The organism is Micromonospora sediminicola, assembly GCF_900089585.1.
GTDB classification, from domain to species: domain Bacteria; phylum Actinomycetota; class Actinomycetes; order Mycobacteriales; family Micromonosporaceae; genus Micromonospora; species Micromonospora sediminicola.
In genome coordinates this window covers 1,463,927-1,477,813 of the sequence record NZ_FLRH01000003.1, presented here as the reverse complement: position 1 = coordinate 1,477,813, position 13,887 = coordinate 1,463,927, and the positions used below count along the sequence as shown (strand labels likewise).

Below are 13,887 nucleotides of genomic sequence, written 5' to 3'. Positions count from 1 at the left end.
ACCCGGATGCTCACCGCCGGCTCCTCGGCACGATCAGCTCGAACTCGGTCCCGGCGCCCGGCGTGGAGACGATCCGCACCTCACCGCCCAGATCGACCACCCGGCCCCGGATGGACTGGGCCACCCCGAGGCGCCCCTGCGTGGCGGCCTCCGCCAGCCGCCCCTCCGGAATGCCCGGCCCCTCGTCGCGTACCGAGACGGTCACCGTCTCCTCCTCGTCCTCGATCAGCACCCAGGCCCGCCCGCCGGCGTGCCGGGCCACGTTGTCCAGCGCCGCGCCGACCGCCGCGGCCAGTTCCCCGGCCGTCCGCGCCGGCAGCGGCACCGGGGTCGCCGGGGCGGCCACCTGGACCGTGGCCGAGGCGTACCGGTCGAGCAGGTCCCGCAGGTCCCGCTCGTCGGTGTCCCGGTCCGGCGCGACGCCCGCCCGGCCGATCAGCGCCCGCAACGCGGCCTCCTGCTCACCGGCCAGCCGGGCCAGCTCCGCCGCCTCGCCGTCCAGGTCCGCGCCGCGCCGCCGGACCAGCGCGAGCACCTGGAGCACCGAGTCGTGAATGTCCCGGGCCAGCCGTTCCCGCTCGCGGGTCGCCGCCTCCAGCTCCACCGCCCGCTGCAACCGGGCCTCCGCCTCGACGGCCAGCCGGGCCACGTGCCCGACCACGACGCCGGCCAGCAGCATCAGGATCGCGCCGGTCAGCGCGGACGGGCTGATCCGGTCCCGAGTGGCCAGGTCGGCGCCGCCGAGCACCAGCGCGGCCACCGCGCCGCGCCGCCGACCGCCGGAGACCGCCCAGGCCAGCACCGGCCCGGCCAGCCAGGCGACGGTCAGCGTGGGCACGCCGGCGGCGAGCGCCGCGCGGCCCACCACCCAGGGCGTGGCCAGGATGATCGCGAGCACCACGCCGAGGTCGGCCAGGAGCAGCGGCCAGCGCCGTCCGCCCGGGCGTCCGTAGCCGGCCGCCGTGACACCGGTCCAGGCCAGCATCGCCAGCAGGACGGCGCCCGCGGCGACCGGGTGCGCGTACCGGGTGGCGTCGCGCAGCACGAGCAGGCCGACGTACGCCAGCGAGGCGAAGCGGAACACCGCGATGGACCGCCAGAACGGGCCTTCCAGGCCGGAGGACGACGGCATGGGCGTCACCATGCCACAGCCCGTCACCGGCGGGCCGCCTGGTGCGGGCCGATAAACCCTGACGTACGGTGGAAATGCCGCGAAAGTCGTCGAGAAGCAGCGCTGGGACGGGGTCATGACGGACGGAGAATCCCCCGCACAGCGTACGGTTGTGCCCATCGAACCTTCCCTCCTCATCGCCGAGGCCTTCGACCAGGCCCAGGTGACCGAGCTTCGGCACTCGGTCACCTCCTGCGCGCACGCGACGGGGCTGGCCGGCCAGCGACTCGACGACTTCGTGCTGGCGGTCAACGAGCTGATCACCAACGCGGTTCGGCACGGCGGCGGGCAGGGCCGGCTGCGGCTCTGGCGCCGGGGCGGCGACCTGGTCTGCGAGGTGGCCGACCACGGCCAGGGGATCAGCGAGCGACGCTTGCGCGACCGCGACCGGCCGGCGCCGGACACCGCCGGCGGTTGGGGGCTCTGGCTGGCCCGGGAGCTGAGTGACTCGATGGAGGTGGAGACCGGCGACGCCGGCACCGTCGTCCGGATCACCGCGGCCCTGGGCGCCCGGCGGCCCGCCGACCATCCGCTGGACGGCTGACCGGCCACCGGGCCGCCCGCTCAGCCGAAGAGGGCGCTCACCGACTCGCCGTTGTGGATCCGACGCATCGCCTCGGCCAGGGCCGGCGCCACGGAGAGCACCTCCAGCTTCGGCACCCGCTTCTCCACGGGGATCGGCACCGTGTTGGTGCAGACGATCTCCAGCACACCGTCCTGGGCGCTCAGCCGCTCCAGCGCCCCGCTGGAGAACAGACCGTGCGTGCAGGCCAGCCGGATCGACCGGACCTGCCGCTCGCGCAGGTGCGAGATCAACTCGATCACCGTGCTGCCCTTGGCGATCTCGTCGTCGAGCACGATCACGTCCCGGTCCGCCACGTCACCGATGATCGTGCTGATCTGCACCCGGTCGTCGCTGAAGCGCTGCTTGGCGCCGGCCGCGACCGGGGTGCCCAGCATCCGGGCGAACGCGGCGGCCTCCTTGGCGTTGCCGAGGTCGGGCGAGACGACCACCGCGTTGCTCAGGTCGTACCCCTTGAAGTGGGCGGCCAGCTCGCGCAGCGCGTGCAGGTGGTCCACCGGGACGCTGAAGAAACCGTGCACCTGGGGCGAGTGCAGCGTCATGGCCAGCACCCGGTGCGCCCCGGCCGAGGTGAGCAGGTCGGCCACGAGCCGCCCGCCGATGGAGATGCGCGGGGCGTCCTTCTTGTCCGACCGGGCGTACGCGTAGTGCGGCAGCACCACGGTGATCCGGCCGGCCGACGCGCCCCGGGCGGCGTCGATCATGAGCAGCAGCTCGACCAGGTGCTCCTGCACCGGCGGCACCAGTGGCTGGATGAGGAAGACGTCGCGCTCCCGGCAGTTGGCCTGCAACTGCACCTCGAGGCAGTCGTTGGCGAACCGGGACACCCGCACCGGGTGCAGCGGAACGTCGAGGTGGGCACAGATCTCGGCGGCGAGGTCCGGGTGGGCGGTCCCGCTGAACACGGCAATGTCACGCACGTCTGGTGATCGTACGGGTCGATCGAGGGGAGACGGTGGACGCTCCCGGCGGGTACGGTGCTGCGGTGACCGGAGAGTTCGTCGCCGCCATCGACCAGGGCACCACCTCCTCGCGGTGCATCGTCTTCGACGCCGACGGCGAGATCGTCGCGGTGGCCCAACGCGAACACCGGCAGATCTTCCCGCGGCCCGGCTGGGTCGAGCACGACGCGGACGAGATCTGGGCATGCGTCGAGCACGTGGTGCGCGAGGCGCTGGCGAGCGCCGACATCGGTCCGGAGCAGCTGGCCGCGGTGGGCATCACCAACCAGCGCGAGACCACAGTGGTCTGGGACCGGGCCACCGGTCGGCCGGTGGCCAACGCGATCGTCTGGCAGGACACCCGCACCGGCCCGCTGCTGCGCGAGCTGGCCGAGGCGTACGACGAGGAGCGACTGCGCGCCCGCACCGGGCTGACCCTGGCGACCTACTTCGCCGGCCCGAAGCTGCGGTGGCTGCTGGACCACGTCGACGGGCTGCGCGAGCGGGCCGAGCGGGGCGAGGTGCTGTTCGGCACGATGGACAGCTGGATCATCTGGAAGCTGACCGGGCGGCACGTCACCGACGTCACCAACGCCAGCCGCACCCTGCTGATGGACCTGGAGACCCTCGACTGGGCCCCGGAGCTGCTCGACGCGCTCCGCATCCCGGCCGCGATGCTGCCCGAGATCCGCTGCTCGGCCGAGGTCTACGGCACCGCCGACGGAGTCCTCGCCGGGGTGCCGGTGGCCAGCGCGCTCGGCGACCAGCAGGCCGCGCTGTTCGGACAGACCTGCTTCCAGCCCGGCGAGGCCAAGTGCACCTACGGCACCGGCAGTTTCCTGCTGCTCAACACCGGCGCCAGCCCGGTGCCGTCGCGGCACGGCCTGCTCACCACCGTGGCCTACCGGATCGAGGGTCAGCCGGCCGTGTACGCGCTGGAGGGCGCGATCGCGGTCACCGGCTCGCTGGTGCAGTGGCTGCGCGACAACCTCGGCCTGATCTCCACCGCCCCACAGGTCGAGGAGCTGGCCCGCACCGTCGACGACAACGGCGGCTGCTACGTGGTGCCGGCGTTCTCCGGCCTGTTCGCCCCGCACTGGCGCAGCGACGCCCGGGGCGTGATCGCCGGCCTGACCGGCTACATCACCAAGGGGCACCTGGCCCGCGCGGTGCTGGAGGCGTCCGCCTTCCAGACCCGCGAGGTGGTCGACGCGATGAACGCCGACTCCGACGTGGCGCTGCGCCGGCTGCGGGTGGACGGCGGGATGACCGGCAACGCGCTGCTCATGCAGTTCCTCGCCGACGTGCTCGACGTGCCGGTGGTGCGGTCCCGGATCACCGAGACGACCTGCCTCGGCGCCGCGTACGCCGCCGGCCTGGCGGTCGGCTTCTGGCCCGACCTGCCCACGCTGCGGGACAAGTGGCGCTCCGACGCCCAGTGGGAGCCGGCCATGGACCCGACGCACCGCGACCGCGAGCTGCACCAGTGGCACAAGGCCGTCCAATGCACCCTGAACTGGGAAGACTGACCCCTCCCCCGACCTTCGCGATCTTGCACTTGCTGCCCCGACATCCGGGGCGTTCCGGACGGATCACGGGCCGAAAGTGCAAGATCGTGAGCGGCGGGGCGGGGGCAGGGCTCAGCTCGGGGTGAGGACGCAGAACTCGTTGCCCTCGGGGTCGGCCATGACCCGCCAGTGCATCTCGGGGTCGCCCAGGTCGATGGCGGTGGCGCCGAGCGTGCGCAACCGGGCCACCTCGGCCGCCAGGTCGTCCCCGGCATAGGGGCGGACGTCGAGGTGGACGCGGTTCCACCCGGGCTTCGCGTCGGTGCTGCGGACGAACTCCAGGTAGGGGCCGACGCCGGCGGCGGAACGCAGTGACGCGTACCGGTCGGTGACCTCGTGCCGGGTCCAGTCCGTCGCCTCGCCCCAGAACCGCGCCATCTCCCGCGGGTCCGCGCAGTCGACCACCACCGCGGCGATCGGCCCGGTGTCCCGGTAGACCTCGCGCGGCTCCAGCACGCAGAACTCGTTGCCCTCCGGGTCGGCCATGACCGTCCACGGGACGTCACCCTGGCCGATGTCGACGGCTGTCGCGCCGAGGCCCGTCAGCCGCGCGACCAGCTCCGCCTGGTGCTCCGGCGAGGTGGTGGCGAGGTCGACGTGCACCCGGTTCTTCGCCGTCTTGGGTTCCGCGGAGACCACGAGGTCGATGAAGAGGGCGGAGGGATCGGGATACGGGACGCCCGGCGGTTCGAGGTTGATCACCCCGGGCGCCTCGCTGGAGGTCTTCCAGCCAAGGACCCTCGCCCAGAACGCGCCCAGCGCGACCTCGTCGCGGGCCTTGAAGTTGATCTGGACAAGCCGCGTCGTCATGTCAGTCCCAACGGTTTCCGGTGAGCTTCTCGTACACCTCGACGTAGCGGGCCCGGGTCGCCTCGACGACCTCCGCCGGCACCTCCGGCGCCGGCGGCTGCTTGTCCCAGCCGCTGCCGGTGGCCCAGTCCCGCACGTACTGCTTGTCGAAGGAGAACTGCGCCCGGCCCGGCTGGTAGGACTCGGCCGGCCAGAACCGGGACGAGTCGGAGGTGAGCAGCTCGTCGGCGAGCATCAGCGTGCCGTCCGGCGCCCAGCCCAGCTCCAGCTTGGTGTCGGCGATCAGGATGCCCCGGTCCGCGGCGATCTCGGCACCCCGCCGGTAGACGTCCAGGGTGATCTGCCGCAGCCGCTCGGCGGTCTCCGGCCCCACCTTGTCGACCACCTGGTCGTAGGTGATCGGCTCGTCGTGCTCACCCTTGGGCGCCTTGGTCGACGGGGTGAAGATCGGCTCGGGCAGGATCGACGCCTCCACCAGCCCTCGGGGCAGCGCCACGCCGGAGACCGAGCCGGTGCGCTGGTACTCGGCGAAGCCACCGCCGGTCAGGAAGCCCCGGGCCACGCACTCGACCGGCACCATCTCCAGCCGGCGGCACCGGATCGCCCGGCCGGCGAACTCCGCCGGCACGTCGGTGGCGGAGATGACGTGGTTCGGCACCAGGTCCGACAACTGCTCGAACCACCACAGCGAGAGCGCGGTGAGCAGTCTGCCCTTGTCCGGCACCGGGGTCGGCAGCGCCACGTCGTAGATGGAGATGCGGTCGGAGGCGACCAGGATCAGGTCCGCGCCGTCGGCGTAGACGTCCCGGACCTTGCCCGAGTGCAGAAGTTCCACGGCGCTAGTACACCATGGGCGCGACCGCCCGCCCGGCGCGCCCACCGGCCGTCCCGCCCGGCGTTGACACCCCGGCCCGGGGCCGGTGGAATGATCCGTCCACCCCAGTTTCGGAGAGAACCGTGCGCGCTGAACGGTCCGTCCCCCGTCCCGGCCTCGACCGGCGACGGTTCCTCGGCGCGCTCACCGGGCTGCCGCTGCTCGCCGCCGGACTGGCCGGCTGCGCCCCGGAGGAGGAGGCGGCCGCCGAGGACGGCCCGATCGAGCTGTCGGTGTTCTGGTGGGGCGGCAGCCGCCGGGCCCAGGCCACCGAGCAGGCGCTGCGCCTCTACACCCAGCAGAACCCCCGGGTCAGCTTCCGGATCACCTGGCAGGGGCTGGCCGGCTACTACGACCGGCTCGCCACCCAGGGCACCGGCGGCAACGTGCCGGACCTGTTCCAGATCGACGACACGCTGCTCACCGAGTACACCCGCCGCGACATCCTGCTCGACCTCACCGCGTACGCCGACGACGGCCGGCTCGACCTGCGCGACCTGCCGGAGCAGTTGGCCCGCTACGGCCGGGTGGACGAGCGGACCGTGGCGGTGCCCGCCGCCCAGACCAACGCGGCGCTGGTCTACAACCGCGACCTGCTGCGCTCGCTGGACCAGCCCGAGCCGCGCACCGGCATGTCCTGGAAGGAGTACGCCCGCTGGGCCGCCCGGGTCACCCGGTCGTCCGGTAACCGGGTGGCCGGCTCCATGGACGCCTCCGGCGACTACCGGGCGCTCTGGCTCTGGCTGCGCGGCCAGGGCAGCGAGCTGTACCAGGGGCGGCAGCTCGGCTTCAGCTCGGCGGAGCTGCTCTCCTGGTTCGAGTTCTGGGAGGTCGCCCGCTTCGACCGGGTCACCCCGAGCGCCGCGCTCGTGGAGCAGGCGGACACCGGCGAACTGAACCGCCAGCTCGTGGTCACCGGCCACACCGCGGCCTCCTTCGCCTGGTCCCACCAGCTGCCGGAGTTGCAACGCCTCACCGAGGACGAGCTGGGCGCGGTCGCCTTCCCCGGCACGCCGGCCGCGCAGTGGCCCCGGGCGTCGATGTACTGGGCCGGTTTCCGCGGCACCCGGCACCCGGGTGTGGTGGTGGACGTGCTCAACTTCCTCACCAGCAACGTGGCGGCCGGCCGGATCCTCGGCGTGGAGCGGGGAGTGAACCCCAGCACCCAGGTCCGCACGTACGTGGCCGCGGGCGTGACCGACCGGGCCGAGAAGCGGGTGACGAGCCTGGGCGTGGAGCTGGACGAGCTGGCCGGCCCGGCGCCCGCGCCGCCGCCGAAGGGGCACGCCAAGGTGCGGACGTTGCTCATCGAGGCGGCCGAGAGCATCCGGGGCAAGCGGGCCGGCGCCCGATCCGCGACCTCCCGGTTCATGGCCCGGGCGAACGCCGCCCTGGCCGAGTGACCGCCGCCCGCCACGCGTGGGCGCGGCGGGCGGAGCCCCGGGTGGTCGTCAGCGCGGCGGGCGGTTCCGCCGGTTCCGCGTCAACAGCACCACCAGCAGCACGATCCCGCCGACCACCACGAGGCAGCAGAGCAGGCCGAGGAAGCCGAAGCCGCCCCGGGACCGCCGTCGTGCGGCCTCCACCACGAGTTCACCGGTGCCGGTCGACGCCCAGGCCGCGACCGGTACGAAGACCGAGAGCGCGACCGTTCCGAGGACCGCGCCCAGGCGGCCCCACCATCTGTTCCATCCAGCCATGCCCCCATCCTTGCCGAGGTGCGCAACCGGGGCACGCCGGACGCGGCGGAGGAATCCGGAAACGGCGAAGGGCCCCGGAGCGAACTCCGGGGCCCTTCGTCACGAGTAGCGGGGACAGGATTTGAACCTGCGACCTCTGGGTTATGAGCCCAGCGAGCTACCGAGCTGCTCCACCCCGCGTCGGCTCGTACAGCTTATCGCACTGGAATCGTGGAGATCAGCCGGGTCCCCGATCCCGCCGAAGAGGCCCGACGGGGGGAACGGCGAAGGGCCCCGGAACGGATTCCGGGGCCCTTCGTCACGAGTAGCGGGGACAGGATTTGAACCTGCGACCTCTGGGTTATGAGCCCAGCGAGCTACCGAGCTGCTCCACCCCGCGTCGGCTCGACAACCGTAGCGCACCGACCCGGGGAGGCGCAAAACGGGTGCTCAGTCCAGCCACCGCCGGAGCGCGTCGACCGCCCGCCGGCTGTCCGCGTCGAACTGGGCGCGCTCGGTCGAGGTGCTCTCCCAGCCCTGCTCCCACAGCACCGTCACCACGTCACCGGATCGCACCGCGCGCACCAGGTGCACCTCGTCACCGCCGCTCGGCTCGCCGTTGGCGTCCAGGTAGGGCCTGCGCGTCTCGAACAGCACCGACTCGTCGCCGTACCCGGAGTCGGGCAGCAGGCGCTGACGCACGATCGTCGACGGTGCCTCGGGGACCGGCTGCGCGGGGCAGGCCCGGACGGCCACCCGCAGCTCGGCCAGCGCCTCGCCGGCGCGCCCGGCCCGGTAGATCGTGATGCTGTGCCGGTAGCTGCCGGAGGGCACCGCGTCGGCCGGCGCGCCGGCCCGCCGGTACGGCAGCGTCCGGGCCCGCGACGCGACGATCGACTCGGTGCCGGGGCGCGATCCGCAGAGCACCGGCAGCACCGCTCCCGGGCCGAACTGGTTGCCCGTACCGGCGTCATTGGCGGCGGGCAGGGCGAAGAACGCCCGGTCCGGGATCGCGGTCGGAGCCCCCGCCGTCGGACGTCCGGCACTCGACGGCGCGGCCGGGCTCCGGCCCCCCGGGGTACGGGTGCCGGAGGGTGTGGACGGGGCGGGCGAGGGCTTCTCGGCCAACCCGGCGGTGGTGGGCGGCGGGGTGGGCGCCGGCGTACCCGCGGGCGGCGGCGCGACCGGTTCCGGCCCGGCGGCGAGTACCAGTTGGCTGCCGGCCACCGTGGCGGCGACCAGACCGGCGACCGCCAGCGACGCGAGCGCGGCCCGGTGCCGGGCCCGACGGTCCGCGCCGTGACGCAGCCGGTCCGGCGACGGCAGCACCCGCTCGTCGGTGTCGTCGGCCAGGGCGTGGTAGTAGCGGTGCAGTTCACGCGACATCGTTGACCTCCAGCTCCTCGGCGGCGACATCGGGCAGCAACTCGGCCAGCCGGGCCCGTCCGCGGGACAGCCAGGACTTCACGGTGCCGGCGGGGACGCCCGCCTCCCGGGCGATCTCCTCCACCGGCAGGTCGAACAGGTAGTGCAGGGCGAGCGCCTGCCGGTGCCGGGCGGGCAGCCGCCGCAGCGCCGCCACCAGCAGGACGGTGTCCTCGCCCGGTGGTCCGACGTCGTCGGGCGGGCCGGTGCGGCTGACCGCCAGTCGCCAACCGCGCAGCCGCCGGAACCGGTCGGTCGCGAGCCGGCTGATCACCAGCCGCAGCCACGCCTCCGGCGCGGGATGGCCGGCGAGCTTCGCCCACTGCCGCCAGGCCCGGGCGTACGCCTCCTGCACCAGGTCCTGGGCCTCGGCGGGGTCGTCGGCCACCGCGTGGCCGTACCGGAGCGCCCGCCCCGACGTGCTGCGGTAGAAGTCGTCGAAGCTGTTCGCGTCACGCATCTGCCCTCCCGCCTCCCCTCACGTCCACCTGCTCTGTTGACGGTGGAGCGGGGTGCCGGGTTGCGGCCGGGAAGTCCGGTACACGACACGAGCCCGTGCTCCGGTGACCGCTGCGGGTCCCGGAGCACGGGCTCGTGGTGTCGCTCGGCGTCAGCCGTTCGGTGAGGGTGAGGGTGAGGCTGGCGCCGACGGCGAGGCGCTGCCCGAGGGCGCCGGGCCGGCCGACCCGTTGGCCGCCGCCTGGGCCTGCTGGAAGGCGGCCATCGCCTCGTCGAGCGCCTTGAGCGCCCGCCCGTACCGCTCGAAGTCGCCGGACGTCTGCGCGGCCTTGACCTCGGCGATCGCGGCCTGCACCTGGCCGGCGGCCTGGGCCAGCTCACCGGTGAGCGGCGGCGGGGTGTTCGTGCCCCCGGTCGGCGGCGGCGTGTTCTCGTCGTCGCTCGGCGGCGGCGGGGTGCCGTTCTGGGCGCGTTTGCCCTGTTCGACGAGCTGTTTGATGCCGTCGCTGAGGTTGTTGGCGAGCACCACGTACGAGCCGCCGTCGCCGTAGGAGAGCAGCACCTTCTGCAACAGCGGGTACGCGTCCTGGCTGCTGCTCTTCACATAGACCGGCTCGACGTAGAGCATCCCGTCGGCGAACGGCAGCGACAGCAGGTTGCCGTACTGCACCTGGGCCTGGTTGGAGGAGAGCAGGTTGAGCTGCTGGCGGATGTCGCCGTTGTTGGTCATCTGCTGATGCACCTGGGTCGGCCCGGAGACCCGGGTCTGGTCCGGCAACTCCAGCACCTCCAGCTGGGGCTTGCCGTCGACGTACGAGCCGGAGACCAGCGCGGCGAGGTTCTGCCGCCCGTTCGGCGTGACCGCGGAGGTCAACTGGAAGCGGGGCCCGTCCTGCCCGGGGAACTGGGTGAACAGGTAGTAGGGCGGCTGCTTCTGCCCGCTGTCCGGCGCGTCCGGCACGTTCGGCACCTGCCAGAAGTCCTGGCCGGAGTAGAAGTCGCCGGGGTCGGTGACGTGGAACTTGGTGAGCAGGTTGCGCTGCACCTTGAACAGGTCGGCCGGGTAGCGGAAGTGCTCGGCCAGCTCCGGCGGGATGTCACCCTTGGGCAGCACGAGGTCACCGCCGAACGCCTTGTTCCACGCCTTCAGCACCGGGTCGGTGTCGTCGTACGAGTAGAGCTTGACCGTGCCGTCGTACGCGTCGACCGTCGCCTTCACCGAGTTGCGGATGTAGTTGACGTTCTCCCGGGCGAGCTGGAACGTGCCCCGGCCGGTCAGCTCGTCGGCGGTCTCCGCCTGGAGGTTGACCCGCTCGGCGTACGGGTAGGTCGCCGCCGTGGTGTAGCCGTCGACGATCCACAGGACGCGACCGTTCACCACCGCCGGGTACGGGTCGCCGTCGAGGGTGAGGAACGGCGCGACCTTCTCCACCCGGTCGCGCGGGTTGCGCACGTAGAGCAGCTTCGAGTTCTCGTTGACCGCCTCGGAGAGCAGGAAGTTCGACTCCTGCTCCTTGATCGCGTAGAGCAGCCGCCGGGGGAACGAGCCGATCTTGACGCCGCCCTCGCCGGTGTAGGTGTAGTACTGCTCGCCACCGGTGGAGGTGGGCCGGTCGAACTCGACGTTGCGGTCACCGGTCTGCCCGACGATCGCGTAGTCGTCGCCCTCCATCCGCTCGCCGTAGTAGATCCGCGGCTGCTGGGCCGGGATCTCCTCGGTCGGCGAGGAACACGCCTCCTGCGCCTTCTCCCCGAGGAAGCCGGAGACGAAGTACGGCTGGCCGCCGCAGACCACCTGGTTCGCCGGGGCGGCCACCAGGCCGTACCCGTGGGTGTAGACGGTGTGCCGGTTGATCCAGTTGTTCTGCTGGTCGGTCAGCTCGCCGTAGTTGATCTCACGGACGCCGACCACGTAGTCGGAGGTCTTGTCCTTCACCGCGTAGCGGTCGATGTCCAGCTTCGAGCCGAAGTCGTAGAAGCCGCGGACCTGCTGGAGCTGGGTGTAGGTCTCGGAGACCAGCTGCGGGTCGAGCAGCCGGACGTTCGGCACGACCGAGGTGTCGGTGGCCAGGCTGGCGGGTGGCACGAGGTTGCTCGCCGCGTACGGCGTCGTCTTCGTGACCTCGAGACCGAACGCGGACCGGGTCGCCTTGATGCTGCGTTCGATGTACGGCGCCTCCTTGTCACGGGCGCTCGGCTTCACCTCGAACGTCTGCACCGCCCACGGGTAGATGCCGCCGATCGCCACCGCGGAGACCCCGAGCAGGGCCAGCGAGATGCCCGGCCAGACCAGGTTCCGCATCACCGCGTTGGAGAACACGATGATCGCGACGGCCACCAGGACGGAGATCCAGGCGAGGATCTCCTTCGCCGGCAGCAACGCGTTCACGTCGGCGTAGCCGGCGCCGTAGAGCTTCGCGCCCTCGTTGTACTCCAGCAGCATCGCGCGCCGGTCCAGCACGTACGCGACGGCCTTGAGCAGGACGAAGACGGCGACCAGCGAGCTGAGGTGGGCGCGGGCGGCGTTGGTCATCCGGTCGCCGACACCCTGCAGGCGCACCCCGCCGAACACGTAGTGCACGGCCAGCGCGCCGAGCAGGGCCAGCACCACCGCGGTGAAGCCGACGCCGAGCAGGTAGCGCCAGAACGGGAGCTGGAAGACGTAGAAGCCGACGTCGACGCCGAACTCCGGGTCCTTCACGCCGAAGTCGCCACCGTTGCGGAACAGCAGCCACTGGGTCCACCGGCTCTGCGCGGAGAGCCCGGCGAAGAGCCCGATCACGGCGGAGGCCAGCGCGATCCAGGTGCCCAGCCGAGGGCTCAGCAGCATCCGGTAGCGCTCCAGCGTGGCCTGCTCGGCCGAGTGCGGGCGCATCCGGGGCCGCAGCCGGTAGGCCAACCAGAGGTTGCCGGCGACGATCAGCGCCATGCCGACGCCGACCACCAGGAACAACAGCAGCCGGGTGGCGAGCACGCCGGTGAAGACCTGGGTGTAGCGGACCTCGTCGAACCACAGCCAGTCGGTCCAGGCGTTGACCCCCCAACCGAGCAGGGTGAACAGCACGAACACCCCGACCAGGACCCCGATGGTGACGCGTCCGCGCCGGCTCATCCTCGGCAGGGGACTGCTACGCATGACCACTGTTGGCTCCGCACGCTCGATGTGATCGGCTCCGACCAGGCACCCCAGAGTACGGGGTGTTCCTGTACACGTCGGGTCAAGGTCACGTCACGATCGCCCGGGGCCGTCGGCGGCCCGGTTCAGCAGCGGGTCGGCTGACCCCCGGCGCGCAGTTTCTCCAGTGCCGTCAGCGCGTCGTCCACCGTCGCCACCTTCAGCAGCGGCAGGTCGGGCTGCGGGTTGCGGACCGCCTCGGCGCAGTTGTCGGCGGGCACCAGGAAGACCTTCGCGCCGGCGTCCTTGGCGCCGACCAGCTTCTGGGCGATGCCACCGATCGGGCCGACCCGGCCCTCGTCGTCGATGGTGCCGGTGCCCGCGATGACCTGGCCGCCGGTCAGGTCGGCCGGCTCCAGCTTGTCGATGATGCCCAGGGTGAACATCAGCCCGGCGCTCGGGCCGCCGATGTCCCCGAGGTCGATCTTGAGGGTGAACGGGTGCGGCTGCTGCTGGTCGATCTCCACCCCGATGCGCGGGCGGCCGTCCTGCTCGCGACTGGTCACCCTGGCCGTCCCCGGGGCGCCGTCCCGGGTGTAGCCGATCGTCAGCGCGGTGCCGGCCGGCTTGGCCCGGATCAGCTCGGTGAGCTTGGCCGCGCTGGTCACCGGCGCGCCGTCGACCGAGGTCAGCACGTCGTCCGGCCGGAGCACGTCGACCGACGGCCCGCCCGGGGTGACCGCCTTGACCAGCACCTTGATCGGGTAGCCCAGCTCCCGCAGGGCCGCCGTCTCGGCGCTGGTCTGGGAGTTCTGGAAGTCCTCCGCGTTGCGCTTCTCGACCTCCTCCTGCGACTCGCCCGGCGGGTAGACCAGCTCGCGCGGCACCACCGCCTCGTCCGAGGAGAACCAGCCGGCCAGCGCCGACCGGAGCCGCACGGTGGGCTGCACGCCGACCGTGGTGAGCCGGAGCTGGCCGGCGGAGGTCGACGTCGCGCGGCCGCTGACCTGGATGATCTCCTTGCCGTTCTCACTGCCGAGCGTGTTGACCGTCGGACCGGGGCCGAGCACCACGTACGGCAGGGGGACGCTCAGCACGCCGACGCTGAGCAGGGCGGTGAGCAGGGCACCGAGCAGGACGGTCACGCCGCGACGTCTCATGCGCCAGAGCGTACCGATCCGTCCCGCGCCGTCCGGCGCGGTGACCGGTGGACTTCGCCCTCAGCGCAACGCCGACGGGCACGACCTGCGGCGCGGCCCGCG

General features: G+C 72.6%; 12 protein-coding genes and 2 tRNA genes. 3 read left to right on the top strand and 11 right to left on the bottom strand.

What is annotated here, in order from left to right; genetic code table 11:
• Positions 1-10: 10 nt before the first annotated feature.
• On the bottom strand, positions 11-1,132 hold the full coding sequence (macS, locus tag GA0070622_RS07555; RefSeq protein ID WP_091570847.1) for a MacS family sensor histidine kinase: 1,122 nt from the start codon (positions 1,130-1,132) through the stop codon (positions 11-13).
• A 115-nt stretch (positions 1,133-1,247) separates the two neighbouring features.
• Between macS and GA0070622_RS07550 the strand changes: the two genes are divergently transcribed.
• Positions 1,248-1,715: an ATP-binding protein gene (locus tag GA0070622_RS07550; RefSeq protein WP_091570843.1), complete on the top strand. Its 468-nt coding sequence runs from the start codon at positions 1,248-1,250 to the stop codon at positions 1,713-1,715.
• Between the two features lie 20 nt (positions 1,716-1,735).
• Here the strand turns inward: GA0070622_RS07550 and GA0070622_RS07545 are convergent, their stop codons facing one another.
• Positions 1,736-2,674 (bottom strand): ribose-phosphate diphosphokinase, encoded by a 939-nt coding sequence (locus tag GA0070622_RS07545; RefSeq protein WP_091570839.1) that lies wholly within the window; start codon positions 2,672-2,674, stop codon positions 1,736-1,738.
• A gap of 65 nt (positions 2,675-2,739) precedes the next feature.
• On the opposite strand from GA0070622_RS07545, the gene glpK reads away from it, so the two are divergent.
• A complete protein-coding gene (gene glpK, locus GA0070622_RS07540; protein ID WP_218060568.1) occupies positions 2,740-4,224 on the top strand; it encodes a glycerol kinase GlpK in 1,485 nt (494 codons plus the stop codon).
• A gap of 111 nt (positions 4,225-4,335) precedes the next feature.
• Here glpK and GA0070622_RS07535 read toward each other — a convergent pair whose 3' ends face one another.
• Entirely contained in the window at positions 4,336-5,073 is a 738-nt protein-coding gene (locus tag GA0070622_RS07535; RefSeq protein WP_091570831.1) for a VOC family protein, read from the bottom strand.
• Position 5,074: 1 nt separating this feature from the next.
• Positions 5,075-5,908, bottom strand: a complete 834-nt coding sequence (locus GA0070622_RS07530) for a phosphoribosylaminoimidazolesuccinocarboxamide synthase (protein WP_091570827.1) — start codon at positions 5,906-5,908, stop codon at positions 5,075-5,077.
• Positions 5,909-6,030: 122 nt separating this feature from the next.
• On the opposite strand from GA0070622_RS07530, the gene GA0070622_RS07525 reads away from it, so the two are divergent.
• Entirely contained in the window at positions 6,031-7,350 is a 1,320-nt protein-coding gene (locus GA0070622_RS07525; protein ID WP_091570823.1) for an ABC transporter substrate-binding protein, read from the top strand.
• Positions 7,351-7,398: 48 nt separating this feature from the next.
• On the opposite strand, the gene GA0070622_RS07520 is transcribed toward GA0070622_RS07525, so the two are convergent.
• The 7 genes from GA0070622_RS07520 to GA0070622_RS07490 all read right to left on the bottom strand — a co-directional run bounded on the left by GA0070622_RS07520 (position 7,399) and on the right by GA0070622_RS07490 (position 13,785).
• Positions 7,399-7,647 carry a hypothetical protein gene (locus GA0070622_RS07520; protein WP_091570819.1) on the bottom strand — a complete coding sequence of 83 codons (249 nt, stop codon included), beginning with the start codon at positions 7,645-7,647 and terminating at the stop codon, positions 7,399-7,401.
• A 106-nt stretch (positions 7,648-7,753) separates the two neighbouring features.
• A tRNA-Met gene (locus GA0070622_RS07515) sits at positions 7,754-7,827 on the bottom strand.
• Between the two features lie 125 nt (positions 7,828-7,952).
• Positions 7,953-8,026 (bottom strand) — tRNA-Met (locus GA0070622_RS07510).
• Positions 8,027-8,076: 50 nt separating this feature from the next.
• Positions 8,077-9,012, bottom strand: a complete 936-nt coding sequence (locus tag GA0070622_RS07505; protein WP_091570815.1) for a hypothetical protein — start codon at positions 9,010-9,012, stop codon at positions 8,077-8,079.
• Complete coding sequence (locus GA0070622_RS07500; RefSeq protein ID WP_091570811.1) at positions 9,002-9,511, bottom strand: SigE family RNA polymerase sigma factor; 510 nt, start codon at positions 9,509-9,511, stop codon at positions 9,002-9,004. The genes GA0070622_RS07505 and GA0070622_RS07500 overlap by 11 nt, the downstream gene beginning before the upstream one ends.
• 150 nt (positions 9,512-9,661) lie before the next feature.
• On the bottom strand, positions 9,662-12,646 hold the full coding sequence (locus tag GA0070622_RS07495) for a UPF0182 family membrane protein (RefSeq protein WP_245666142.1): 2,985 nt from the start codon (positions 12,644-12,646) through the stop codon (positions 9,662-9,664).
• Between the two features lie 125 nt (positions 12,647-12,771).
• Positions 12,772-13,785, bottom strand: a complete 1,014-nt coding sequence (locus tag GA0070622_RS07490) for a YlbL family protein (protein WP_172967925.1) — start codon at positions 13,783-13,785, stop codon at positions 12,772-12,774.
• Positions 13,786-13,887: the final 102 nt, after the last annotated feature.

What these genes read in the sequence shown, in the direction of transcription:
- GA0070622_RS07520 (WP_091570819.1), bottom strand. Translation starts at nt 7,647, where the DNA reads ATGGCTGGATGGAACAGATGGTGGGGCCGCCTGGGCGCGGTCCTCGGA.
- GA0070622_RS07550 (WP_091570843.1), top strand. Translation starts at nt 1,248, where the DNA reads ATGACGGACGGAGAATCCCCCGCACAGCGTACGGTTGTGCCCATCGAA.
- GA0070622_RS07495 (WP_245666142.1), bottom strand. Translation starts at nt 12,646, where the DNA reads ATGCGTAGCAGTCCCCTGCCGAGGATGAGCCGGCGCGGACGCGTCACC.
- GA0070622_RS07500 (WP_091570811.1), bottom strand. Translation starts at nt 9,511, where the DNA reads ATGCGTGACGCGAACAGCTTCGACGACTTCTACCGCAGCACGTCGGGG.
- GA0070622_RS07505 (WP_091570815.1), bottom strand. Translation starts at nt 9,012, where the DNA reads ATGTCGCGTGAACTGCACCGCTACTACCACGCCCTGGCCGACGACACC.
- GA0070622_RS07535 (WP_091570831.1), bottom strand. Translation starts at nt 5,073, where the DNA reads ATGACGACGCGGCTTGTCCAGATCAACTTCAAGGCCCGCGACGAGGTC.
- macS (WP_091570847.1), bottom strand. Translation starts at nt 1,132, where the DNA reads ATGCCGTCGTCCTCCGGCCTGGAAGGCCCGTTCTGGCGGTCCATCGCG.
- GA0070622_RS07490 (WP_172967925.1), bottom strand. Translation starts at nt 13,785, where the DNA reads ATGAGACGTCGCGGCGTGACCGTCCTGCTCGGTGCCCTGCTCACCGCC.